This window comes from Streptomyces microflavus, from assembly GCF_014650075.1.
GTDB classification, from domain to species: Bacteria; Actinomycetota; Actinomycetes; order Streptomycetales; family Streptomycetaceae; genus Streptomyces; species Streptomyces microflavus.
In genome coordinates, this window is the sequence record NZ_BMUG01000004.1 from 311,111 (window position 1) to 336,861 (window position 25,751).

The following is a 25,751-nucleotide window of genomic DNA, read 5'->3' on the forward strand; positions in this document are numbered from 1 at the left end:
GCTGGTCCGGCCGGGGGCCTGTGCCGTTTGCCGTGTGTTTGTCCACCGGAGAGGATCGAGCCGTGATGTTCTCCGGAACTCCCGCCGATCCGGCCGCACGGACCGCTCCGACCGGTCCCGACGCGCCGCCGGCCGCTGTGCCGTCCGACGCACCGACCCTCGCGCTGTCCATCGGCGTACCACCGCTGCCCACAGGTGCATCGCCCGTCGCGGTGACGGCCGACGTCGTGCCCTCCGCCGACGGCTCCGGCCGCCGCTCCCGGTTCCTCCTCCCGGCCTCCCTGGCCGCCGCCGCTCTCCTGGCGCTCCTCATGGCCCTGTTCGGACCCGGGCTCGTCGCACGCGGCACCGGGGAGCTGCGGATACCCGGCGCGGGGCTCACCACCCTGCTCCGTACCGTCCTGTTCACCGCGCTCGCCGTGCACCTCGGCGAGCTGCTCGCCCCGCAGCTCGTCCGGCCGGTCCGCGGCCGCCCCCGTACCGCCGTGCGGAGCTGGTCCGTCTGCGCCGCGCTCGCCGGGGCCGCCGCGGCGGCCGGACAGATCGTCCAGCTCGCCGCCGTCAGCGGTCTCGGGATCACCGAGACGTACGCCACCCGGGACGGCGGGCTCCTCCTCCTCATCGCCAACGGCCTGGTCCTCGCCGCCGGATGCGCCGCGGGCAAGCGCCCCGCCCTGGCCCTGGCCCCGCTCGCCGTCGTCATCGGCGCGGAGGCGATCCGCGCCCACCCGGAGGCGTACAGCCCGGAGATCGGGGCCGCGCTCACCGTCGTCCACCTCACCGCCGCGTCCCTGTGGACCGGGGGCCTGCTGTACGTCCTGCGGACCATGTGGCTCTGGCGCGGGTCACCCGTCGCCTCCCGCGCACTGCTCGGCCGGTACGCGCGCCTGGCGGTCTGGCTGTACGTCGCGCTCGCCGCCACCGGGACCGCCTCCACCCTGCGCCGGCTGCCGCTGGACGTGGTGTTCACCTCCGCCTACGGGCGCACCCTGCTGGTCAAGCTGGCGCTGATGACGGTGGTGAGCGCGCTGGCGGTGGCGGCCCGGCGGCGGATGCTCCGGGACACCGACCCGGCCCTCGCCCACCGCCTGGCCCGCCGCGAACAGGTCGTACTGGGCGCGGTCGTGGTCGTCTCGGCGATCCTCACCGTGGTCCCCGACCCGCACTGGATCTCGATGCGGCCCTAGGGCTGCTTCCGGTACGGCTCCCAGCCCTGCAACTCGTCGTCGCGCGGGGCCAGGACGAGGGCCGGGGCGTCCGGGCCGAAGAACCGCACCGGCCGGGACGCGTCCCAGGACGGCCACCCCGGGTCACCCGTCGTCGCGAAGTCCACCCACGCCCGGTGCATCGCGTCCGCCAGCTCCTGCGGGGCGTCCGGGCCGGTCAGGGCCATGGTGTCGGGGTGGGCGAGGGTGTCGAAGACGAACCCGAGCTCCAGCGCGTGGCAGGCGCCGAGCCGCTGTACGGGGGAGGGCCAGCCGAACTCGTAGACGTACGTGGACGCCGGGGCACCGGCCCGCGCGTCGGCCAGCCGGTTGAGCGGGACCCGCAGCAGCAGGTCCGTGGCGAGCGCGCCGAGGATCTCGCCCGGGGTGGCGTCGGGGCGGTTGGCCCGGTAGACGCGGGCGGTGGCGTTCGGGACCCTGAACTTCAGCAGCGCCAGGCGGAGCTTCAGCCTGCTGATCCGTTCCGTCAGGCCGCCGGGGACGAACCAGAGCCGGTACTCCTCGGTGTTCGTCCCCATCAGCAGGCCGACCCCGGCGGCCGCGCCCGTGCGCAGCGCCTCGGCCGGGTCCCGGGTCAGCAGCTCGCCGTCCACCACGAGCTGGAACGAGTTGCGGCCGGTCAGCGGGTTGCCGCCGCTCGTCACTCCGGTCTGCGCCGTCAGCAGCGCCTCCGGGTCCACGGCGGCCAGTGCGGCGGCTGTGGCGGGGACCCCGAGCCGCTTGGCGATCAGCTCGGTCGTCCCGCGCGCGGCGTCCGGGGTCAGGGCGGCGGGCGCCCCGCTCTGGAGCACCGCCCGCCGGAACAGGCCCGCCGAACGCTCCGTCGCCAGCAGGGCCGCGATGGAGACCGCCCCCGCCGACTCCCCGGCCACCGTCACCCGGTCCGGATCGCCGCCGAACGCCGCGATGTTGTCCCGCACCCACTCCAGGGCGGCCAGCTGGTCCAGCAGCCCCCGGTTGGCGGGCGCGTCCGGGAAGAGCCCGAAGCCCTCGACGCCCAGCCGGTAGTTGACCGAGACGAGCACCACCCCGTCCCGGGCGAACGCCGACCCGTCGTACACCGGCACCGCCGAGGAACCGTGCAGCAGCGAACCGCCGTGGATCCAGACCAGGACCGGGAGCCCCCCGGCCCCGGTGGACGGCGTCCACACATTGAGGTTGAGCCACTCGTCGCCCGCCACCTCCGGGTCCGGCAGCAGCCGGTCCAGCGGCGGGGTGTAGGGCCGCTTGGGGGCCGTCGGCCCGAACGCGACCGTCTCGCGCACGCCCTCCCACGGCTCCGGCGGCTCCGGCGCGCGGAACCTCCGCGCGCCGACCGGCGCCGCCGCGTACGGGATGCCACGGAAGACCGCGACACCCCTCTCCACCGCACCGCGCACGGTGCCCTGCACGGTCCTGGCCTGCGGGGGATTCCCCGCCCGGACGCCTGCCACGATGTCGGACATGGTGCGTGCCAACCCTTCTCGCGGTGCGGTGGTGGAGCCGCCTACTTCAGATAGACCAGTCCGTCCGTGGTGAGGGCCGGGCGGCCCTTCGTGCCGACCACCACGATCTTGACCGTGTGCTTGGCACTGGAGGACCAGGACTTCGTCCAGATCGCGTCCCGGTACTTGGTGGTGGAGGACTTCAGATCCACCGTGGCCACCTTCTTGCCGTCGACATAGACGTATGCCTGCCCCGAAGTGGCGGCCCGCGACACCACCCAGGCGGCTGACCGGCCGGTGAACGTCCAGGTCAGGCTCGCGTTCTTGGTGCTGCTGGAGAGGGACTTGCCGCCGAGATAGCCGGCGGAGGACTTCGAGGCCCACTTCCCGGTCTTCTTGGCGGCGGTCTCCTGGAGGATCACCGGGGTGCCGGAGACCGAGGCGGCGGCCGTGTTGCCCGCGTGGTCGTACGCCGTCATCTTCCAGGCGGTCGCCTTGCCGGACTTCGCGGTGTGCGAGGCGCTGCCCGTCGTCGGGCCGTACGTCCTGGCGACGGGCGCGGTGAGCCGGACCTCCTTGAGGGCGGCGGAGTCGGTGGCCTTCCACTTCAGGGTGAGCGGGACGGCGGCGGTGTTCACCGTGCCGGTGCGCAGGGTGAGGGCCGGCTTGGCGGTGAAGGTGGGGGCCGTGCGCTCGGCGACGACCGTGGCGGCGGGCGATGTGGTGACCTTGCCCGACTGGTGGGTGGCCCGCACCTGCACGGAGTGCTTGCCGAGCGCGAGGGTGGCCGCGGCCGTGGTGACGTTGCCCTTGACGGTGGCCACCGGCTTGCCGCCGACGAGGAGTTCGTAACTCTTGACGAAGGCGGCGGGGGTGGTCGCCTTCCAGCCGACGGTGACGGCCGACCTGGTGTAGTACGTGGAGCCGGAGGCGCTCGCTCCGGTCACCGAGGAGATGGTGAGGCCGGTGACCGACCCGCCGGCCAGGGAGCGGATGGCGGGGAGCTGTCCGTAGAGGCTGCCGCCGGGGCACTGGGTGTTGAACCCGTCCCGGTGTCCGGAGATCTGCTGGAAGGGGTACGCCTTGCCGGCGGCGAACTGTGTCCCGAAGAAGTTTCCGCCCGCCGCCCCGGCGGTCAGCTGGACGGTGCCCGTCGGGTCGCCCTTGTACTGGCCGAGCTTCCACGCGGCGAGCCGGGCGACGGCGGTGGTCGCGGCGCTCGCGGCCTGGGTGTCCGTGTGCATGCCGATGACGGCGATCCCGGTGGTGTCCCGGTTGAAGCCGTAGGTGTGCGCGCCGAGCACGGCCCGGTCCACACCGCCCTTGCGGCCCTCGAAGATCGTGCCGCACTTGTCGACGACGAAGTTGTAGCCGAGGTCCTTCCAGCCGTTCGACTTCACGTGGTACGTGTGCAGCCCGCGCACGATGGCCGCGGAGTCGGTGCAGGAGTAGGAGTTGGTCTGCGCGGTGTGGTGGACGAAGACCGCCTTGACCTTCTCCAGGTAGTCCGGCGACTCGTTGTTGAGCGACTCGTCGGCCTGCCAGGCGACCCGCGAGACGATCGGCGGCTGCGGCACCGTGGACGGCGGGCCGGGCGGCAGCGGCGGGGTCGAGGAGGGGCTGGGCGTCGGCGAGGCGGTCGGCGTCGGGGACGCGGTGGTCCCGCTCGGCGTGGGGGTCGGGGACGGCGGTTCGGGGGACTCGGTGGTCGGCGTGGGGGAGGGCGTTGGCTCCTCGGTCGGCTCCTCCGTCGTCGGGGTGGCCGTCGGGGTCTCCTCGCCGGGCGTCGGCTCCTCGCCCGGCGTCTCCTCGACGGCGAACGCGGCCGGTTCGGCGGCGAGCGGGGTGGCGTTCCCGCCCGGGTCGACGGTGTCCAGCCGCAGCCCTGCGGGCAGCCCGGCCTTGACGCCGTCCGCGGCGCTGATACGGACCTCCACGCCGTTCGAGGGGCCGACCCAGCGGGGTTCGGTGGTGCCCCGGACGCCGGTCCGGCCGGCCTCGGTGCGTCCGTCGATCTCGGTGTCCAGGGGCAGCCAGCCGGTCCACCTGCCGGAGGAGGCGGAGCGGGTACGGGCCTCGACCCGGCCCGTCACCTTGGCGGCGGGGTCGGTCCAGGTGACGCCGAGGAGGCTGAAGCGTTCGGTGTCGCGCTGCGCGAGGGAGGCGGAGGCGCCGTCCTCGGAGGTCTTCAGCGGCGTCCGGTAGACGTCCGCCTCCGCGGGAGCGGACTTGGCGTCCGCTTCACCGTCGGGGCCGGAGCCGCCCGTCACGCCCTGGAACACCAGGACGCCCGTCACGGCCGCCGTCGCGACGGCAGCCGTGGTCCATATTCTTCGCTGTGATCTCACGTGTGATTTCCCCGGGGACTGTGGTGGAAGACATGGCATTCCGACCGGTCGGTCGCTGACCGGGGGCACGACGCAGTGGTCGGCCCGGCCGGTGGGGCGACCCGGGACATGCTTGCAGGGGACAGTCTTCCATGCGATCGCTTCCGACCGGACCTGTTCTTTCCCGATCGCTTGAGATGTGATCCGATCGACGGTCCCGGTCCCCAGGGCCTGGAACGCTTCCGCCTTCCAGGCCCTGTCCTCCCGCGGGTGGAGCGGGTCGCTCTCAGGCGGCGAAATACTGGGACATCGAGTTCCGTGCGTCCAGCTCCACCAGATCCGGGCGGGTGTAGCGCTCGGCGCGTGCGTGATAGTCGAAGTCGCCCCGCACGAGCCCCCGGTAGTCCTGTACGCACCGTTCCAGGGCGGCCCGGGTCGAGGAGCTGATTCCCGCCGCGTCGATTTCCTCGATCAGCTCCTTTTCCGCCCGCACCACCCGCTCGGCAATACGTGCCAGTTGAATTCCGGCCTCGTCGACGGCTTCCTGGAGTGTGGAGCGGCGGTCGCGCTGGATGAGCCGCACCGCATTGTGCTCGTAGCCGAGCGCGGCCTCTTTCTCGAACGAGCAGATGTCGTTGCAGAGTCCTGAATGATCGGTCACCGCGTTCCGCAGGGCGATGTACGCGGGCAGGCTGCGGGCGGAATCCGGCAGATCGATTCCGGCGGTGATCTCGTGCAGATCCAGGAACGGCTGCATGGCCACCGAGTCCCGGCGGTGCTTGACGAAGTCCACCCGGCTCGGCACCTGCCCGGCCGCCCGCTCGACCGCCTCGGCGTAGTACGTCCAGAGCCAGGCCGCCGTGTCCCGCCGGAACTGCCGGTTCCACTGGGGGGAGCGGTCGCGGCAGGTCCGCTCGCGCAGCCCGGTGAGCGCCTGCTCCATCGGCCCGTGCGGCGCGGCCCCGTCGAACACGTCCACCAGCCGGGTGATCGCCGCCTCGCACATCAGGGGGTCACGTCCGGCCGGTCCGTCGTCGAACTCGTCGTCCACCAGGAAGGCCCAGAACAGCCATTGGCAGAAGAGGTCCAGATGGTGCTGCGACGCTTTCGGGAAGATGAGGGAAATCCAGAGTTCGGGCCGGGTGCGGATCATCTTCCTGCGGGCCGGAACGGAGAGAATGAGACCCTCCGCTTCCGCCCATTCCCAGGCGGCTTCCCTGGTTTTCTCCAGACCCGGATTGCACCCGGTGCTGGCGAACGGCATGTGAAACGCCGGTAACGTTATCTGACTCATTGCTGCCCCTCGTCGAATGAGTACGGACGGGCGATGCGCACCGCGCATTCCCGGTGATCGCGCATGGGCGTCGGCCCGACCGGGTCCGCCCGCCGGGCATGGCCCCGCCGGGCCCCGGAGGGAACGTACGAGGTGGGACGGCCATCGGTGTCCTCTTTCCTCCACCGGTTGCCAGGGCGTTGCGGCAGGACCGGCGGGCCGACGAGGGTGAACGCGTCACCATGCGTGATGCCCAGTCAACCGCTAGTTGAGCGTTGAGGGAACCCGGCCGTGACCGAAACTGTGTGGCCCCTGCAAACCTTGGGATCGCTTGTGGGGGTGGAGTGCACTTCTGGGACTGGGCCGACAGCGGGTTCTGAGCGAGATCGCCCAGACCGGCAGGCCGGGGTCCGGCTCCGAGACCAAGCCCCGCGATGTGACCGATTTGCAGGGTGAGTGGCCGATATTTGCGTCACGCTTTGATCACGGCCTGGCTTCCGGGCTGACCGGATCCCGCCTCCACGCGTAGACAGCTCTCATTAGTGATCACTTCGTGACGCTGGGGTGGGGGATATGAAAAGGAAGCAACGTCTCAGACGCACTCGTACGGAGGCGGTTGCCGCCTGGGTGGCGAGTGCGACCGCGACCGTACTTCTGGCGGGTCTGACCACGACGGGCGCTCAGGCCGTCGAGGCCTCCCCGGAGCCGGTTCTGAGTGAAGGTCAGCGGGCGCTGGCCGACGCGCGCAAGGCCGGCGAGCGGGTCGAGGTGAGGGGGCAACGCTCGGAGCGGACGACGGTGTTCGCCAATCCGGACGGATACACCTTCACCTTGGAGGAGGCGTCGGTTCCGGTCCGGGTCGCCAAGCCGGGGGGCGGATGGCAGAGCCCCGACGCCGAACTGGAGCGGCGCCCGGACGGCAGCATCGGCCCGAAGGCCGCGGCTGTGCAGATGTCGTTCTCCGCCGGCGGGCGCGACGAGCCCCTGGTGTCCATAGCGCAGCAGGGCCGCTCGCTCGCCCTCGACTGGCCGGGCAGCCTGCCCGAACCGGAACTGACCGGCGCGGGCGCGCTGTACCGCGAAGTGCTGCCCGAGACCGACCTCAAGGTCACCGCCACCGTCGAAGGGTTCCAGCACGTCGTCATCGTCAAGTCTCCCCGTGCCGCAGCCAACAAGGAGCTGCGGAAGCTCACGTTCGGGCTGCACAGCATGGGGCTGACGGTCCGCCGGACGCCCACCGGTGCGTTGGCTGCCGTCGACGCGTCGGGCGCGACGGTGTTCCGCGCGCCGACCGCGCAGATGTGGAACTCGGCAGGGAAGGCCACGTCCGGCGGCAGCGCCCGTGCCCTGGCCGCCCCGGCGGCCGCCGACGCCGTCACCCGTACCCCCGGGGACCCCGCCGAGACCGCGCCCTCGGGGGCGGGACTGGAGCCCGGCCAGGGCGACAGGATCGCCCTCATGGACGTCCAGGTCTCCAAGGACGCGCTCTCCGTGGTGCCCGACCCCGCCCTGCTCTCCGGTACCGAAGCGGCGGACTTCCCTCTCTTCATCGACCCGACCGTCACCTGGGGCGAGTCGGAGCGCACGCTTCTGCGTAGCGACGGCTACGAGTCCTACGGCTGGGGCAACGGGGACGACGACCTCGGCAAGGGCGTCGGCAAGTGCGGCTCCTGGAACGGCTACGCCTGCGGACCCGGTTACGTGCAGCGCCTGTACTTCGAGTTCTCGCCGGCCAGCCTCAAGGGCAAGCAGGTCCTGGACGCAACGTTCCGGGTCACCGAGCCCTGGGCGTTCCAGTGCGACCCGCGCTGGGTCGACCTCGTACGCACGAACAACATCTCGGCCTCCACGACCTGGTCGTCCCGGCCCAAGGAACTCGACCTGATGGGCGACCGGCACGTATCGGCCGGCCGGGGTTCGCTGTGCGACCCGGACTCCCCGGACGCGCCGATCGAGTTCAACGACAACCCCGAGGAGACCAACGAGAACCTGACGCCGACGGTGAAGTCCTTCGCCGCCGGCTCGTTCTCGCGGCTGACCCTGCAACTCCGCGCGCATGACGAGTCGGACACCTCCGCCTGGAAGCGGTTCCGCAACGACGCGGTGCTCGCCGTCGACTTCGTCGGCGTACCCGACACCCCCACCGCCATCGGCGTGGTGACCGGAACCGGTACGGTCTGCGCGAAGACGGAGTCGAACCCCTCCGTGATCTCGGATCCGACGCCCACGCTGGCGGCCACCCCGCAGACCAAGGCCGGCGGGGAGAGCGGGGCCCAGCTGCGCATCTACTTCGACCTCGACCACAAGAACAGCGACGGCAGCTGGGGCGACACCACGGCGGGCAACGGTGACCTGCGTCCTTCCACGGGATACGTGGGGGACAACGTCAAACAGACGATCTCCTGGTCGGCGCTCTCCGAAGGCAAGCTCTACCGCTACCGGGCCTGGGCACGCTCCTACTACAACGGAGGCGGCAGCTACCTCTCGGGCCCGTCGAACGCCTCGACCACCGGCTGGTGCTACTTCAAGGTCGACCCGACGGCACCGAAGGCACCCAAGATCACCTTCGGCAGTCCGTACTCGCTCTGCACCCCCAACGCGTGTGCGTCCTCCGGTGGTCCGGGAGTGAAGGGCACCTGGTCCTTCGCCCCCGCCACAGGTGATACGACCAACGTGTCCTACCAGTACACCCTCTCGTCCTGGAACACCTGGCCGACGGTCAACGGTGCGAGCCCGTCGGCGTCGATCTCCCCCGAAGCCTCCGGCACCTACACGCTCTTCGTCCGGGCCAAGGACAACGTGGGCCGCTACGGAGCCTGGAGCGCGGTGGACTTCCTGGTCGCCGCCGGTGCGGGCCCCGTGGCCCGCTACCGCTTCGACGAGGCATCCGGCGCCGCGGTGGACAGCGGAACCGCCGGATCGACCCGGCACCCCGCTTCGCTGGGCTCCGCTGCGACGCGTGATGACCGGGGCCGCCGAGGCCTGATCACACACAGCGCCTCCGGGGTGCCGCTGGCGACCCCCGTCGTGGACAAGGGGCTGAGGCTCAACGGCGGTACCGGCAGCCACGCCACCACGGCCGGGCCCGTCCTCGAAACCCGGTCCTCCTACACGGTGTCGGCCTGGGTGTGGGCGGACCCCGAGGCGTACCTGACCCACACGGTCCTCAGCCAGACCCCCGCCGCCGCCGGCCCGTGGACCCAGAAGCACAGCCCGTTCAGCCTGACCTACGGCGGTGGCAAGTGGAGCCTGCGTGCCTTCTCCACGGAGGGGGAGTGGACCCGTGCGGCCACCTCTCCCACCACCTATCCCCGGGCCGTCTGGACCCACGTCACCGGAGTGCACGACGCGACCGCCAAGAAGATCCACCTCTACCTCAACGGCAAGCACGCCGCGTCGGCGGACGCCGGTACCTCCTGGGCGGGCGGCGGCACCCTGGAGATCGGACGCACGATGTACGCCGACGCCTACACCCAGGCCTTCAAGGGTTCCATCGACGAGGTGGCCATCTGGCAGCGCGCCCTGACCGCCAAGGAAGTGGCCGACGAGTCCAAGCTGCTGACGTCCCAGAGCTACGCGGGACTGGAGCTGGTCGCCGACTGGCAGGCCTCGCAGGGCAGCGGCACCACCATTCCCGACACAACCTCCGGCTACGGCACCAGCCTGACGGTGGAGGGCGGCGCCACGTTCAGTGACGGAGAGCTGGTGCTGGACGGCGTCGACGACGCCGCCCGGATCGTCGGACCGCCGGTCGACGGCAGCGGTGCGTTCACCGTGACGACGACGGTGGCTCTGGACGCCGAGAAACTGGCGCAGAAGAGCGTCGGATACGTCGGGGGCGTGCTCGGCCAGGCCCAGGACCACATCCTGCACTGGGGACTCTGGTACCAGGTCACGGGCAAGGACACCGTGCTCGACGAGACGACCCTGGAGGAGCGCGTCGTACCGGTGGGGAAGTGGCACTTCGGCAGCTACGACATCGTGACGGAGACGTTCAGTTCGGTGGTCTCCGACGAGGTCGCCGCACTGGACAGCCCGGTACGGCTGACCGGCTCCTTCGACCCCGTCTCCGGGACCATCAGTCTGTACCTGGGACACAGCCAGAACGGTGACGCGAAGGCCTTCGCCGCGGCTCTCGGCTCGGGTGACTTCGCGATCGGCAAGGGGTACTCCCGGGTCTGGGGCTACCACCTGCCCGCTCGTATCTCGGAGGTCCGTCTCTTCGCCGGCGCGGTGGCCGGTTCGGACCAGATCGATACGCACATCGGGGACTGAGCGCGGCGGGGCGGGTACCGGGCCTCGGTACCCGCCCCGCCCCCTTCGACCCAGGCCGGTCCCCGAGCGGGGCCCGGCTTCCCGGCCGGCAGATGAGGAAGACTGGCATGTCCTGGCGCTCTGTCAGAATCAGAACGATCGGCGCGGCCCGAGCCGTGCGCGACGGGGTACGACGACATCGAACCCGCTCGCTGGTCATCACGGTGTCACTCGCGATGGCCGTCCCCATCGGACTCGCCCCGGTCGCCCGGGCGGACGGGGGCGGTCTCGGCAGGCCCGGCCTCCCCGACGCCCGGGTGAGCAAGGTCCGCGCGATCGACACTCCCGGGGCCGAGGCTGCCCGGGCCCAGGTCGCGAAGGACAAGAAGGCCAACGCCGCCCAGGCCGCCCGGGCACGGACGGACCAGAGGAAGGGCTGGCCCGGCCGGGGCACGGCGATCCTGCGGACGGAACGCTCGGGATCCGCAGCCGCGAAGCCCGGAGGCCTGCCCGTCACCGTACGGCCGGCCGGCGGGAAGGCCGCCGCTCCGGCCGGTACCGAGACGCGCGTCTCGGTCCTCGATCCCGCCGCCGCCGCGGCGGCCGGTGTCACCGGAGTCCTGCTCACCGCGGAAGCGGCAGCGGCGGGGCAGGTCGAGATCGGCATCGACTACACGGAACTCGCCGGGGCGATAGGCGGCGGCTGGAGCGGCCGGCTGCGCCTGGTCCGGCTTCCGGACTGCGCGCTGACCACCCCGAGCCGCACCGAATGCCGCGAGCAGACCCCGCTCCCGTCCCGGAACGATCCGGCCGACCGGACCGTGACGGCCGCCGTCGAGCTGCCCGGAAGCCTTTCGCGTACCGGTGCGCGCACGGCGGCGGCGCCCTCCTCCGGCGGAGCCGCTGTCTTCGCCCTCGCCGCCACCGGCGCGGGCGAGGGTGCCGCGCCCGACGGCAGCGGTGACTACTCGGCCACCGACCTCGCTCCGTCGGCGACCTGGGAGGCCGGGGGCAGCTCCGGATCGTTCACCTGGAAGTACGACTTCACGATGCCGCCCGCCGCGGCCGGCCCGAGCCCCTCGCTCTCGCTCGCCTACAGCTCCGGCAGCGTCGACGGCCGCTCCGCCGCCACCAACAACCAGGGGACCTCCGTCGGTGAGGGCTTCGCGGTCAGCGACTCCTTCATCGAACGGACCTACGGCAGTTGCGACGACGACGGGCACGACGGCATCCACGACCAGTGCTGGAAGTACGACAACGCCCGGCTGGTGCTCAACGGTGTGTCGTCCCTCCTCGTCAAGGACACCGGCAACACGTGGCGGCTGGAGAACGACGACGCCTCCACGGTGACCCGCTCCACCGGTGCGGACAACGGTGACGACAACGGCGAGTACTGGACCGTCGTCACCGGAGACGGCACCAAGTACGTCTTCGGCCTCGACAAGCTCGACGGCGCCACCACACAGCGCACCAACTCGGCCTGGACGGTCCCGGTCTTCGGCGACGACTCCGGGGAGCCGGGCTACGACGCCGCGACGAGCTTCGCCGGCCGCTCGCTCACCCAGGCGTGGCGGTGGAACCTCGACCTCGTCGAGGACACCTCGGGGAACGCCGCCACGTACTGGTACGCCAAGGAGGCCAACCACTACAAGAAGAACAAGGCGGCCAAGGCCAACGCGTCCTACATCAGGGGCGGTTACCTCAAGGAGATCAGCTACGGCCTGCGCAAGGGTGCGCTGTTCACCGACAAGCCCGATGCCAAGGTCACCTTCGGGTACGCGGAGCGCTGCACCGCGTCCGACTGCTCGTCGCTGACGAAGGACACCGCCGACAACTGGCCGGACGTGCCCTTCGACGCGATCTGCTCCGACGGTGACGCGGACTGCCTGGCGGTCGGCCCCTCCTTCTTCTCCCGCAAGCGGATGACCTCGGTCGACACCTTCTCGTGGAACGCCACGACGAGCGCGTTCGATCCGGTCGACTCCTGGGCCCTCACCCAGCAGTTTCTGGACGGCGGCGACATCGGGGACACCTCCGACCGGGTGCTCACGCTGAAGTCGATCAAGCGTACGGGCAAGGCGGGGACCGCCATCGGCATGGACCCGGTCTCGTTCACGTACCACATGCGTCCCAACAGAGTGGACGGCACGGACGACATCCTTCCGCTCACCCGGCCGCGCATCTCCACCGTCACCTCGGAGACGGGGGCCATCACCACGGTGACGATGTCGGCACCCGAATGCGTCCGGTCCCAGGTGATCGGGGCCGCGCAGGACACCAACACCCGCAGCTGCTACCCCCTCTACTGGAACATCAACGGTGCCGAGGACGCCTCGGTCGACTGGTTCCACAAGTACCGGGTCCTCGCCGTCACCGTCTCCGATCCGGCCGGCAACAACGAGACGGTCGAGCACGCGTACAGCTACAGCGGCGCCGCCTGGAACTACGGCGACGACCCGTTCATCCCCAGGGACGAGCGGACCTGGTCCGACTGGCGCGGCTACCGCCAGGTCACGGTCAACAAGGGGGCCGTCGGGACCACCCGCTCCAAGACCGTCTCCCTCTACATGCAGGGCATGGACGGCGACCGGCTCAAGGACGGCACGACCCGGTCGGTCGACGTCGCGCCCCTCAGCACGCCGGACCTCGGCCTCGCCACGCTCAAGGACAGCGACCAGTACGCCGGACACCTGCGCCAGCAGGTGGTCTTCAACGGGTCGACGGCAGTCAGCGCCACCTCCAGCCAGCCCTGGTCCGAGGAGACCGCCCGCCAGAGCGTCCCCGGTGCGGACGACCACATCGCGCGGTACGTGCGCCCGGAGAAGGAGATCACCCACACCTACCTCACCGCCACGAACGCCTGGCGTTCCCGGACGGTCGAGAAGAAGTACGACAGCCACGGCATGGTGTACCAGGAGCAGGACCGGGGCGACGACGCCAAGTCCGGCGACGAGACGTGCACCCGCACCTGGTACGCCCGGAACACCGACGCCGGACTCGTCGCGCAGGTCTCCCGCGAGCGGGTGGTCGGCAAGCTCTGCTCCGTCCTCGACTCGGCACTCTCCCTCCCGGCCACCTCGGCGGCCCGCGGCGACGTGCTCTCCGACACCGCCACGGCGTACGACAACGCCACCTGGTCGGCCACGATGAAGCCCACCAAGGGGTTGCCGACCTGGACGGGGCGGGCGAAGTCCTACAGCGCCACCGTTCCCGCCTGGCAGACCGTCGAGACCACCGGCCACGACACCCTGGGCCGCGTCACGAGCGTGAAGAACGCCCTCGGCCGGGGGACCACGACCGACTACACACCCGTCGCCGCCGGCCCGCTCACCAAGAAGATCGTCACCAACCCCAAGGGCCACGCGCTCACCACCTTCCTCGACCCCCGGCGCGGGCTCGACCTGCGGGTCTACGACGCGAACCTCAAGAAGACGGAGCTCGCCCACGACGCGCTGGGCCGGGTGACCGATGTCTGGCGCCCCAACCGCAACCGGGCCGCGGGGTACGGCCCGACACAGAAGTTCGCCTATCAGCTGCGCAACACCAAGCCCTCGTCGGTCTCCTCGGCCTCGATCAAAGCCGACGGGGAGACGTACAACACCTCCCACATCCTCTACGACGCGCTGCTGCGCCCGCTCCAGGAGCAGTCGCCGAGTCCGCAGGGAGGACGGGTCCTGACCGACACCCGCTACGACTCACGCGGTCTCGCCTACGAGAAGTACGAGGAGATCTTCGACACCACATCGGCCCCGAACAGCGTCTACACCCGGGCCGAGTACGGCGAGGCGCCCAAGCAGACCGCCACGGTCCACGACGGGGCGGAGCGCGTCGTGTCGAGCGAACTGCTCGTGTACGGGGTGCCGAAGTGGAAGGACACCACGACCTACACCGGTGACTCCACGGCGACCACTGCGCAGCAGGGCGGCACGGCTGTGCGGACCCTGACCGACGCCCGCGGCCGGAAGACCGAACGCAGGGAGTACACGGGCCCCGATCCGGCCGACCCGCAGTTCGGCGGCGGACTCGGGGCGGGCCACCTCGCCACCCTCTTCCAGTACACGCTGGACGACAAGGAGCGGGTCGTCACCGGCCCGGACGGGGCCGCCTGGACCTACGGCTACGACCTCTTCGGCCGGCGGACCAGCATCGAGGACCCGGACAAGGGACCGTCCACATCGGGCTACGACGAGCTCGACCAGGTCGTGCGAAGCACCGACTCGCGCGGCCGGGCCGTCCTCACCGCCTATGACGAACTGGGCCGGACCAAGGGCACCTGGGACGGCATCGAGGACGCCGCCCACCAGCTGACCGGATTCACCTACGACACCGTGCTCAAGGGGCTGCCCGCGACGAGTACCCGCTATGCCGGCGGCAGCTCGGGCAAGGCGTACACCAAGACGGTCACCGCCTACGACACGCTCGACCGCCCCGTGGCCACCACCCTCACGCTGCCCTCGGACGACCCCCTGGTGACGGCCGGAACCCCCCGTACGATCCCGTTCTCCAGCGCCTATCGCATCGACGGGACCCTGGGCAACAACACGGAACCGGCGCTGGGCGGACTGCCCTCCGAGACGATCCAGTACGGGTACACACCGCTCGGTCAGGTCACCTCGATCATCGGCAGCACGGGATACCTCCTGGGGGCCGACTACTCCGCCCTCGGACGCGCCCAGCAGTACGTACTGGGAACGGCCAACACCGAAGCGGTCAAGAAGATGTACGTCACCAACACCTTCGAGGAGGGCACCGGACGCCTCACCCGCAGCCATGTCACGGACCAGACCCACCCGTACATGCTGATGGACCTGAACTACACCTTCGACGAGGCCGGCAATGTCACGGCCATCTCCGACCCCACCACCCTTGGCTCCACGAGCGCGGCCGAGACCCAGTGCTTCAGCTACGACGGTCACCGCCGTCTGACCAGGGCCTGGACGCCCGCCTCCCAGAGCTGCTCCGGCGCCCCGAGCGCAACCAGCCTCTCCGGGCCCGCGCCGTACTGGACCGACTACACGTACAACAAGGCCGGCCAGCGCACCGCCGAGAAGCAGCACCTGCTGACCGGCGACACCACGACCACCTACTGCTACAAGGAGGGACGCCCGCACGTCCTGTCGGGGACGAGCCGCACCGCCAACTGCACGACTCCCGAGACCGGTTACGGCTACGACAGCTCGGGCAACACCACGAGCCGGCCCGGTCCGGCGGCCGGGCAGAGCCTCGACTGGTCGACCGAGGGGCGGCTGGCCGAGCTGACCGAGGGCGGCAAGAAGACCGACTACCTGTACGACGCCGACGGACAGCTCCTGATCCGCAACACCCAGAACGGTGAGCGCGTCCTCTACACGGGCAGCACGGAGCTGCACCTCAGGGCCGACGGCACCACCTGGGCACAGCGCAGCTACTCCTCGGGAAGCCTGAACATCGCGGTCCGGAGCAACGAGTCCGGAACCAACAAGCTCTCCTACCTCGCTGGTGACCACCAGGGCACCCAGAGCCTGGCAGTCTCGGCCGACAGTGCCCAGACCTTCACCAAGCGCCGCACGACGCCCTTCGGTGGCAACCGCGGAGCCAACACCGGCGGGGCGTGGCCGGACGACAAGGGCTTCCTCGGCAAGACCAACGACACCCGCACCGGACTCACGCACGTCGGGGCCCGGCAGTACGACCCGGGCACCGGCCAGTTCATCAGCGTCGACCCGAAACTCAGCACGGACCAGGGCCAGTCCCTGAACGGATACGCCTACGCCAACAACAACCCGGTCACCTTCTCCGACCCGACCGGTGAGGCCGTTCCCGAGTGCCTCCAAGGGCTCATCAAATGCCGCGGTGGCATCCCCGTCAGCGGCGGTGGCGGCGGTGGCGGAGCGCCCTGCCCCAGCCAGTCCAACCCCCAGTGCCCTGAGTACGGAGGCGGCGGCGGTGGCGGTGGCGGTGGCGGAGGTGGCGGTGGCGGCACGGGCGGCGGTGGCGGAGTTCCCGTCTACGGCCCCCCCAGCTGTGGCATGCCTCCCATGGCCGCCTGCGGCGGACCCGTCTACGGGCCCCCGTCCCAGCCCCCGCTCCTGATGGGCCCCGACCCGGCACCGATCCTCTCCTTCTCGGCCAACTGCGGTATCGAGTCGGACTGGAACTACCTCTGCAACGCGGGCAACGGGCTCATGACCTCGGGCGCCTACATCCAGGAAGGATTCAGCAGCGCGGGCGGACTGACGGGCAAGGCCAAGGCCGACATGCGGTCCAACCGCCAGTCGGCACAGATCCTGAAGTCCATGAAGAACCATCCGGGTGTCGCCCGCCTCGGCCAGGTCGGGAACAGCAAGGCGATGCAGACCGCAGGCAGAGGTTTCCTGGTCGGCGGCATCGTGTTCACGGGTTACTCCAACTACCAGGCCACCGGCGGGGACATCCCGCTGACGGTCGCCGAGACCGTCGTCGACACCGCGGTCGTCCTCGGCGCCACCAAGATGGGCGCCACCATCGGAGCCACCATCGGAACTGCCATCGCTCCTGGCGTGGGAACCGTCGTCGGCGGGGCGGTCGGCGCGGCGGCCGGGGCCGTCGCCGGGATCATGGCGACGGGTGCGGTCAACAACGCCATGTCCAAGGGGTGGAAGGAGATGAAGGGCTGGTTCGGCTGACGGCCGGACCACTGAAGGGCGCCGGGCCGGCTCCGCGGGCGATGACATAGCCTCGGAGCCGGCCCGGCGGCCCCCTCAAGGTGCGCAGGTAGTCCCAGGAGCACGGAAGGAACACGTCGTGTCGTATGTCATCGGACTCTTTTTCCTGGCCGGGTCGGCCTTCATGACCTGGCGGGCGACTCAGCTGTGGCGCCGCCCGGAGCTGGTGGACCATTTCGTGGAGACGTTCGCCTTCATGCCGTTCGGGATCGAGGTCAAGCGCGGCGAGATCCGCTCTCTCGCGCTCACCAGCGTCTCTTTGTGGGGGGTCACCGTCCTGCTGACGATCGGCCTCATGGACACCGAGCTGGGCGGCGTCGGGGCCGGGATCGTCCTCGTCGCCGTCCTCGTCGTCCTGGTCTCCCTGCTCTGCGAGGCCGGCGTCATCCTGTTCAACGCCCCGAAGTTCGCGGTGCCGCCCCACATGCGCTCCGAGCCCGGCCTGCTGGCCGTCCGCCGGGCGCGCCGGGCAGGCGGCCCGGACCGGCTCGGCTCCTGAGGTGGCGGGCCCTGCGGCGAAGGGCCGTTCGCGTGCGCGGTGGACGGCTGCGGCCGTCGTCCTGCTGATGCTCTCCCCGGGCGTTGCCTGGCTGCTGGTGCGGGCCGGACTGCTCCCGTCCGGTGCGGTCCTGATCGGCGGTTTCATCCTCGGCGGCCCGGTCGGCCTGTTCCTGCTGCCGGAACTCGACAAGGAGGCCCGGCTGGTCAGCTGCTCGATGTCCACCGTGACCGCCCGCACGCTCACCGGCGAGCGGACCGTGGACCTCCGGCACATCAGCCGCGTCCGGCTGCGGACCGGGTTCAGCTACGGGCGGGCCTTCCACACCCCCGTCGTCCGCGACCGGGACGGCGTGCGGCTGGCGCTCACCTCCGAGCGGAGCCGGCGTTCGCTCGCGCGCGCCGTCCATCGGATCCCCGCCGGGGCCGAAGGAGCGCCGGTCGTCAGCGCCGCCGCCCGTGCCGCGCTGGACATCGGCCCGCGCGGCCCGCTCACGGCTCATACGGCCGGCTCCCTGCTCCTCCTCATCATCACCATCACCCTGTACGTGGTGGCGGTGCTCCGGCTCGCCGGCGTCTGAGCCGCTCCCGCGCCCGGCCTCAGGTGCGCTTGAAGAACTCGACCTCCCCGACCGCGATCGGACGGCCCCCGTCCTGGCCCGCCGCCTCCCGCAGGACGAGCCGGACGGAGACGACGTCGCTGATGCCCGTCCGTACCTCCTGCGGCCCCGGTTTGTCGTTGAACGTCAGCTTCTTCTCGTGGACCGTTCCGTCGGCCGTCTCGACGAACAGCTCCGCCCGGATCGGCCTCGGCTCGCGCCGGAACTCCTCGGGCTCCTTCGACGCCCCCGTGTGCACGACGACCCCGACCAGCCGGAACGGCGTCCCGAAGGTGCACGTCAGCGACGAGCCCAACGCCGGTGCGCCCCAGTACTTGTTGGTCAGACCGTCGATGGCCGCGCCCGCCGGATGACCGGGGGCCGCGCCGCTCGCACTCACCCCGGCGGGGCTGATCTCCGCCGTACCGCCGAGCTTGTCCCGTACGTCCTCGAAGAGCACGCGCCCGGCCGGCAGGAACAGGAAGCCCAGGAAGAGCAGCCCGACCACCGCCAGCACCAGCAGGATCCGCCGCAGCGCCCGGCCCGAGCGGACCCGCACCCGGCGGCGGAACGGCCACACCGTGCGCCACCACGGCAGGGGCGCGGCCTCCTCCTTGGCCTGGAGCGGTTCCGCGCAGCGCCGGCAGAACCGCCGTCCGGGCAGGTTCGGCGTACCGCAGGCCGGACACGGCGGCCCGTCCGGCGCCTCGTCCGCGTCCACCGGCCGCACGACGGGCCGCCGGACCACGGGCTTCGCGGGCTGGACGGCACCGATGGGCGCGTCGGCCTCGGGCGCGGGAGCGGGCTGCGCGGGCCGAACGGGCCGAACGGGCCGCACGGGAGGCGGCGCCGGTGCTGCCGGGCGTACGGGGGCGGGGCGCGCGGCCTCCGGCGCGGTGCGCGGCCTCGGCGGGGCGGGGGGTGCCACGGGAGGGGGCGGTGCGGGGGTGGCGGGCGTGGGCGCCGGCGCCGGGCGCGGGGGAGCGGTCGCCGGGGGTGCCGGTTCGGTTGCAGGGCGCGGAAGGCCGGGCACCGGCGGCGTCGGCCCCGCCGCCTGGCGTGTCGGCTCCGCAGCGGGGCGGGAGGGCTCCGCCACCGGGCGTGCCGGATCCGCGGCTGGGCGTGCGGGTTCTGCCGGGCGTGCGGGTCCCGCAATGGGGCGGGCGGGTTCCGCAGCGGGGCGTGCCGGTTCCGCAGCCGGGCGCGGGGAGTCGGGCACCGCACGCGCCGGTTCCGCAGCCGGGCGTGCGGGTTCCGCCGCACGCGCCGGTTCCGCATCCGGGCGCGCGGGTTCCCCCGCACGCGCCGGTTCCGCAGCGGGTTCCGCCGCCGGTTCCGGGGGACCCGCGACGGGACCCGCAGGTTCCACCCGGCCCGCCGGGCCGACAGGCCCGACCGGCTCCGCCTCCCCAGCGGCATCGGCAGCGGCCGCCGTCCCGCCGCCACCCCTCGGGGCCTCCGAGGACCATCCCAGGTACGACCCGCAGTTGCCGCAGAAGTCGTCGTCCTCGCGGTTGGCCGTACCGCATGCCGGACACGAGCGCATCGCGTCAGCCTCCTGTCTCTACGTTCGTCCCGGGCGCCTCGGCGGGCGGGCCCGGCAGGATCTCCACCCGGCAGGTGAGATGGACCGGGCACGAGGCCGAGACCACGTCCAGGACCCGGCTCGCGTCCACCGTGGCTCCCGGCGCCACCGGCCAGACCCGTACGAGCAGTTCACCGGTCGGGGCCGGCGGCAGCTCCGTACCCGGGCCGGCCGACCACGCCACGCCCCCGCCGTCCCGCACATCGGCGTGGACACCGAAGCAGAGCCGGAGGTGTTCGACCAGACCGCGCCGGGTGCCGCGCCACCGGTGCAGCTCCACGGCGCGGGCGACCACGGCCCGTTGCAGCTCCTGCGGCCAGGCCCGGTCGATGTCGACGCCCACCCAGGTCGCCAGCCACGGCAGGAAGTCGGCCGGGGCGAGGGCCGGGTCGAAGTAGGCGGGCAGGTTGTCCAGCGTGGACAGGACCGGCGCCAGTACGGTGTCGAGCCCGGCCGTGAACCGCTGGGCCAGGTCGTCGTCGGCGTACAGGGCGGGCAGCAGTTCACCGATCGGGTAGCGGCTCGGCAGCCCGGGTACGGCGGCCCGGCTCACGCGCCCTCACCCGGCCCGCTCGGCGTGACGATCACCTGGTGCTGGTGCGAGAAGACCAGCGCGCCCGGAGCCACGTCGATCCGGTCCGCCGCACCGCCGCGCCGCCCGGTGATCGGGTCCGCCGGGAACAGCCGGACCTCCTCCACCAGACCGGCCCCCCGCACCCCTTGGAGCACGGCGAAGACCTCCCCGTACTGTACGGGCCTCCCGAACGGCCACCCCGTACCGTCCGCTCCGCCCCGCAGCGGGTCGATGTGGCGGAACAGGGCCTCCAGCGCCTCCGCGCGCACCCGGTCCACGTCGGCCGGGGCCGCGACGAGCCGGGCGACCACGGTGACGCCCTGGTAGGCGGGCGGCTCCACGACCAGCCGGGTGCCCACCAGGCGGCGCTCGTCCAGCCGTTCCGCCACCGCCGCGAGCACCTGGTCCGAGGGGATCAGCTGCTCGAACCGGAGGTGGCCGCCCTCGTCGGCGACCGCGTCCGGCACCACCAGGACCCGCACCGCACCGGGCTCGCCCGCGACGGCGGGCAGGCACCGGACCCGGCGCAGGGACGGGGCCGCCTCACGGGCGATCACCTCGTAGTCCCGCGCGGTGACGGCCCGTTCCTGCACGCGCAGGATGTTGGGGGCCCGCACCTTGGCGTTCTCCACGCTCTCGCCGTCGACGCCCCCGGTCGCCGCCTCCCGGTTGTCCACCCCGGCGACGTACGGGACCGAGCTGCGCAGCACGGAGATCGCGCCCCGGGCCACGTTCCCGGCCGACCCGCCGCCCGTGCGGTAGCGCGGTACGCGGAGCTGGGCGCCCTTCTCCGGGACGGCACCGTACGCGCGCATCGTGCCGTCCTCCTCCCGCACCTCGGGCGGGAACGCGAACTCACCGGAGACGGCGTCGATCCGGACGTGCCGGTCACCGGGCGAGGAGGCCCCGAAGTGCTCGACCGGCGTCCAGACCTGCCACCCCTCGGCGGTCGACACCTGGACCACCGGCGGCTCCCCGTCCATCAGCAGCGGCACCCGGCTCACCGTGAACCGCTGCCCGGCGACGCCCTCGGAGACCCCGAGCGGCACGTCGAGGACGGTCTCCGCGTGCTCGACGGCGGCCGTGCCACCGACCGTGAAGACCTCGGCCTCACGGATCGTCGGCGACTCGGAGTAGAACGGCTGGCCCGGCTCGGGCGCGGTGACCCGGCAGCGCAGCCACCCCGCCCGGGTGCCGGCGACGACGGACGGGGTGTGCCCGGCGGGGACGAACACGATGACCTCGCCCGGCCGGTTGAGCCCGCCGGTGCTGTCGTCACCGGTCGCGCACTCCACCCAGCGGGCCCCGTCCCACGCCTCCCACACCAGCGGCGGCTGACGCGGGTCGACGCCCACGCCCTCCACCCGGCTGTCCAGGCGTACGGCGACGATGCACCGGGGCACGGCGGTGGGCAGCCCGAACAGCAGCGCGTCACCCGGCTCAGGGCGCGCCGAGAAGCACGGGATGTCCTTGCCCGCGCCGAGCGGCCCGGTGCGGTCGGTCTGGTCGCCGGAGACCGGCGCGGTGACCAGCCGGACCAGCTCGCTCGGCACGATCGGCAGGTCCTCGGAGGTGGTGAACACCACCGGCTCCTCCGCCTCCCCGCGCGCGGTCGCCACCTCCGTACCGGCGGACAGGTGCACGGTCTCCGGCTGCGGGGCGGAGAGCCAGAAGTCGACCTCGGCCCGGGCCACGGTCGGCGGGAACAGGGTCACGCCCAGCAGGTCCAGGAAGGCCGCGTAGTTCTTGTCCGGCACCCGGTTCAGCCGGTACAGCAGCTGGTCGACCATGTACGCGAACGTCTCGATCAGCGTGACCCCGGGGTCCGACACATTGTGGTCGGTCCACTCGGGGGAGCGCTGCTGGACGTACCGCTTGGCCTCGTCGACGAGCTGCTGGAAGCGCCGGTCGTCCAGGTTGGGTGAGGGCAGGGCCATCAGCGCGTCCCCGCTTCCGCGGCCGCTTCGGAGGCGTCCCCGTCGGACGGGATCGTGTAGAAGGGGAAGACCAGGTTGCGCAGGTCGTTGGTGGCCCGCACGGTGTAGCGCACGTCGATGTAGAGCGTGCCCTCCTCGATCGCGTCGAACGCGATCACCACGTCCGTCACCTCGATGCGCGGCTCCCAGCGCTCCAGCGACGTACGGACCTCCTGGGCGATCCGCCCGGCGGTCGCGCCGTCGCCCGGCGCGAAGACGTAGTCGTGGATGCCGCAGCCGAACTCCGGCCGCATCGGCCGCTCGCCCGGTGCCGTACCGAGGATCAGGCCGATGGCCTCCTCGATCTCCTTGTCCCGCTCGACCAGGGCGATCCCGCCCGTGGCGCCGGTCCGCAGCGGGAAGCCCCAGCCGCGTCCGATGAATCCGCCGCCGCTCACATCGGGCCCCCGATCAGGACGTTCGGCGCACCGCTGATGATGGGCGCGCCGCAGCTGGTGGTGTCCCGCATCCGGGCGGCGGGCAGTCCTCCGATCAGCACCTGGCCGGTGACGGCCGCCGCCGGATTGGGCATGATCACGTTCGCCGGCCCGAGCGCCGCGTGCGGGGGGACGACGCACACGTGCAGACTCCCGGTGACGGCCGCGGGCCGGCCGCCGATCAGCACGGTGGCGACGGCCACCGCACCCGGGGGCGGGGTGCCGATGAGGCCGCCGTGGGCGGTGCTGTCGCCCGTACGGGCTGCGGGGGGCATGGCCGGGGTTCTCCTTGCTGTGAAAGGGACTTGAGGTACTTGGGGGCTTCGGGGGCTTCGGGGACTTCAGGGATGAACGAGGGGGAGAGCGGGGCGTCAGTTGATCCGGATGAGCTTGGCCTTGAGCACGGCGAGCAGCCCGCCGTCCACGGTGACCCCCGTCTTGCCGTTGATGGTCACCGAGCGCCCCTTGACCTCCACGTTGCCCGTACCCGCGTCGAGCGTGATGCCCGAGGAGGAGAGCGTCACGGAGCTCTGCGGCCGCTTGGATCCCGGGGCGAACACGGTGAGGGCGATCTCGTTCTTCCGCTCGTCCAGCGTGACCTCCAGCCGCTTGTTGCCACTGGCCAGCCGGACGCCGGACGGGCCGCGCGGAGTGTCCAGCAGCTCCAGCCGGTTGCCCGAACGGGACACCAGGGAACGGCGGTTGACCTTGCCGCTGGTCTTGTCCACCAGGGGTACGTCATGTTCCGAGGGCCGGTCGATCCCGTTGTAGAGACCGCCCAGGACGTACGGGCTGTCCAGCAGCCCCTGCTCGAAGCCGACCAGGACCTCGTCGTTGACCTCGGGGCTGAACACCCCGCCGCCCCCGTTGCCGCCCCACTGCACCGTACGGACCCAGTCGGTCACATAGGTGTCGTCCAGCCAGGGGAACTTCAGCCGCACCCAGCCCCGTTGGCCCTTGCCCTCGCGGATGTCGGTGACCACGCCGATCGCCAGCCCCGGCATGCGCGGACCGCGCGAGGGGGCCCCGCCGCCGGTCAGTCCGGCCAGCGAACGGTCGGGCGAGGCGCTGACGATCACGGTGGTGCGGTAGCCGCCGTCCGGTTCGAGGACGTGGTGGGCGGCGGTCGCCGTGTAGCGGCCGGAGAAGGTGGCGCCGACGTTGCCGAGGGCCACCGGAGCGCCCGCCCGCAACTGGGGGTTGCCGACGGCGACCGCCTCGATCTCGCCGAAGCCGGAGCTGACCGAGGCCGCCACCGCCCCCGCCACGGCCGTGGTCTCGGCCTGGGTCCGGTACGGGGTGTCGGCGACGGTCGTCCGGGCCTTCGCGCCGAACGCCCCGGCCGCCACCGTCGGGCTCATCCCCGGGATCACGGTGGTGGAGCGGACGGACTGCTCCCGCGCCACCAGACGCGTCTTGGTGTCGACGTTCCAGCCGCGCACCTCCACATCGCCCGCCCCGTCCGCACCGGTCACGACCGCCCGCAGGGAGAGCAGGTTGTCCCCGTACTCCAGGACCATCGGGTTCTTGGCGGCCCGGGTGGTGGGCGAGGGCGCCGAGGAGGCCGGCTTCGGCTTGGTGAACTGCAGCACGCCCAGGTCGTCCACCCGCACCTGCGCACCGCTCTCGGCGGCCAGGTGCTGGAGGAACTCCCAGTCCGAGACGTTGGGCTGGGTCAGCTGTTTGTACGTGATCGGCGCGGCCTCGACCTTGCCGCAGGCCAGCCCGGCGCCCGCGGCCACCTTGCGGACGATGTCCGCGGTCTTCATGTTCCGGTACGCGACCACCTTCCGGCCGCGCTGGAGCCGGTGCGCCTTGGACAGGGCGCGGATGACGGTGAACGTCCCGGTGGTGTCGTGGTCCAGCTCGATCGCCGTGACCTCCCCGGTGAACAGCCGCTCACGGACCCGGTCCTGCACGGTGACCACGGATATCTTCAGCGGGGTTCCGAGGGTGATCCCGCTCTCGCTGAGCAGATCGTGGTCCGGGTCCCGGTACATCAGCACGGCGGCGTCCGGCAGCCCGACGTTCTCGTCGACCACGCAGCTCACCAGCTGGGCCGCCCAGCCCAGCGGCAGCTCGGCGGGTATCTCCACGATCGGATCGGCGGCGAAGGAACGCCCCGGGGCGGACGCGGTCATCGGCCGCCCTCCGCGAGGTGGTCTTCCAGACCCGGCACGAGGAGCTCGCTGCCGGGGATCAACTGCATCGGGTTGTCGATGTTGTTGGCGTCGGCGATGGTGCGCCAGGCGGTGGCATCACCGTACTCGCGCCAGGCGAGCAGCGGCAGGCTGTCCCCGGCCACGACCCGGTGCGTACGCCGTGCCTCCTTCGAACCCGAGGTGGGGTTCTGGCCCGCCGGGTCGACGCTCGCCTCCTCGATGGAGAGGGAGCAGGTGGCGCGCAGCGGCTTCCCGTCCACGTCGAACAGGGTGTACGAGACGGACAGGTTGGAGAGCACGCCGTCGAACGAGGTCGTCCTCGACGTGCCCCAGTCGAACCGCACCCAGGGGCTGGCGGGCGTCTTGCGCGCGAGGCTGGTCGGTGTGGGCACACACGCGATCATCAGCTGCTCCACCGCCTTCTCCACGGAGTTGTCATGGGTGGCCGTCGCATCGAGGAAGACCTCCAGGGAGAGCGACCGCGGTCCGCTCCCGACGAACTCGGGCAGCGCGGACTGCCCGGCCATCCGGGACGGGGTGCGCCGCCACTCGGTGCTCTTGCTCAGCGACAGCTTCGAGGGGTTGAACTGGAGGGTGAGCTGGGCGAGTTTGCCGCCCGGTTTGGCGCCCACGGTCGACGGCGGTTCCATGATGGTCAGTTGGGCGCGGGCACGGCTCGCACGGAGTGCGGGTGACATGGCGTTCCTCCTTCCTGGTAGGTGAGGTGACGGGG

General features: G+C 71.9%; 15 protein-coding genes and 1 pseudogene. 5 read left to right on the forward strand and 11 right to left on the reverse strand.

Annotated elements, in window-relative coordinates; genetic code table 11:
* The first annotated feature begins 65 nt into the window (after positions 1 to 65).
* Positions 66 to 1,187 carry a CopD family protein gene (locus IE264_RS13700; protein WP_032758639.1) on the forward strand — a complete coding sequence of 374 codons (1,122 nt, stop codon included), beginning with the start codon at positions 66 to 68 and terminating at the stop codon, positions 1,185 to 1,187.
* On the opposite strand, the gene IE264_RS13705 is transcribed toward IE264_RS13700, so the two are convergent.
* The 3 genes from IE264_RS13705 to IE264_RS13715 all read right to left on the reverse strand — a co-directional run bounded on the left by IE264_RS13705 (position 1,184) and on the right by IE264_RS13715 (position 6,130).
* On the reverse strand, positions 1,184 to 2,671 hold the full coding sequence (locus IE264_RS13705) for a carboxylesterase/lipase family protein (RefSeq protein WP_051821903.1): 1,488 nt from the start codon (positions 2,669 to 2,671) through the stop codon (positions 1,184 to 1,186). The genes IE264_RS13700 and IE264_RS13705 overlap by 4 nt on opposite strands.
* A 41-nt stretch (positions 2,672 to 2,712) precedes the next feature.
* On the reverse strand, positions 2,713 to 4,998 hold the full coding sequence (locus IE264_RS13710; protein ID WP_051821904.1) for an N-acetylmuramoyl-L-alanine amidase: 2,286 nt from the start codon (positions 4,996 to 4,998) through the stop codon (positions 2,713 to 2,715).
* Positions 4,999 to 5,263: 265 nt separating this feature from the next.
* Complete coding sequence (locus IE264_RS13715) at positions 5,264 to 6,130, reverse strand: terpene synthase family protein (RefSeq protein WP_413252415.1); 867 nt, start codon at positions 6,128 to 6,130, stop codon at positions 5,264 to 5,266.
* A 693-nt stretch (positions 6,131 to 6,823) separates the two neighbouring features.
* On the opposite strand from IE264_RS13715, the gene IE264_RS13720 reads away from it, so the two are divergent.
* The 4 genes from IE264_RS13720 to IE264_RS13735 all read left to right on the forward strand — a co-directional run bounded on the left by IE264_RS13720 (position 6,824) and on the right by IE264_RS13735 (position 18,266).
* Positions 6,824 to 10,525, forward strand: coding sequence for a LamG-like jellyroll fold domain-containing protein (locus tag IE264_RS13720; RefSeq protein WP_051821905.1), 3,702 nt, complete (start codon positions 6,824 to 6,826; stop codon positions 10,523 to 10,525).
* A gap of 215 nt (positions 10,526 to 10,740) precedes the next feature.
* Positions 10,741 to 17,148, forward strand: coding sequence for an RHS repeat domain-containing protein (locus IE264_RS13725; protein ID WP_051821906.1), 6,408 nt, complete (start codon positions 10,741 to 10,743; stop codon positions 17,146 to 17,148).
* 118 nt (positions 17,149 to 17,266) lie between these two features.
* Positions 17,267 to 17,686 (forward strand): hypothetical protein, encoded by a 420-nt coding sequence (locus IE264_RS13730; protein WP_032758644.1) that lies wholly within the window; start codon positions 17,267 to 17,269, stop codon positions 17,684 to 17,686.
* 1 nt (position 17,687) lies between these two features.
* The gene (locus tag IE264_RS13735; protein WP_032758645.1) at positions 17,688 to 18,266 is read left to right on the forward strand and encodes a hypothetical protein; all 579 of its coding nucleotides are present in this window, start codon (positions 17,688 to 17,690) and stop codon (positions 18,264 to 18,266) included.
* A 19-nt stretch (positions 18,267 to 18,285) separates the two neighbouring features.
* On the opposite strand, the gene IE264_RS37920 is transcribed toward IE264_RS13735, so the two are convergent.
* From IE264_RS37920 to IE264_RS13770, 8 genes and pseudogenes are all read right to left on the reverse strand, one after another.
* Complete coding sequence (locus IE264_RS37920; protein WP_229887517.1) at positions 18,286 to 19,212, reverse strand: zinc ribbon domain-containing protein; 927 nt, start codon at positions 19,210 to 19,212, stop codon at positions 18,286 to 18,288.
* Positions 19,213 to 19,767: 555 nt separating this feature from the next.
* Positions 19,768 to 19,830 (reverse strand): annotated as a pseudogene (locus IE264_RS38650) (zinc ribbon domain-containing protein); the annotation flags it as partial.
* Between the two features lie 4 nt (positions 19,831 to 19,834).
* Positions 19,835 to 20,422, reverse strand: a complete 588-nt coding sequence (locus tag IE264_RS13745; protein WP_015611498.1) for a phage tail protein I — start codon at positions 20,420 to 20,422, stop codon at positions 19,835 to 19,837.
* A complete protein-coding gene (locus tag IE264_RS13750; RefSeq protein ID WP_032758646.1) occupies positions 20,419 to 22,380 on the reverse strand; it encodes a putative baseplate assembly protein in 1,962 nt (653 codons plus the stop codon). Before IE264_RS13750 ends, IE264_RS13745 begins: the two co-directional genes overlap by 4 nt.
* Complete coding sequence (locus IE264_RS13755) at positions 22,380 to 22,817, reverse strand: GPW/gp25 family protein (RefSeq protein WP_015611500.1); 438 nt, start codon at positions 22,815 to 22,817, stop codon at positions 22,380 to 22,382. Before IE264_RS13755 ends, IE264_RS13750 begins: the two co-directional genes overlap by 1 nt.
* Positions 22,814 to 23,131, reverse strand: a complete 318-nt coding sequence (locus IE264_RS13760; protein ID WP_015611501.1) for a PAAR domain-containing protein — start codon at positions 23,129 to 23,131, stop codon at positions 22,814 to 22,816. Before IE264_RS13760 ends, IE264_RS13755 begins: the two co-directional genes overlap by 4 nt.
* A gap of 96 nt (positions 23,132 to 23,227) precedes the next feature.
* Positions 23,228 to 24,997 (reverse strand): VgrG-related protein, encoded by a 1,770-nt coding sequence (locus IE264_RS13765; RefSeq protein ID WP_015611502.1) that lies wholly within the window; start codon positions 24,995 to 24,997, stop codon positions 23,228 to 23,230.
* Positions 24,994 to 25,716 (reverse strand): CIS tube protein, encoded by a 723-nt coding sequence (locus IE264_RS13770; RefSeq protein ID WP_015611503.1) that lies wholly within the window; start codon positions 25,714 to 25,716, stop codon positions 24,994 to 24,996. Before IE264_RS13770 ends, IE264_RS13765 begins: the two co-directional genes overlap by 4 nt.
* Positions 25,717 to 25,751 lie beyond the last annotated feature (35 nt).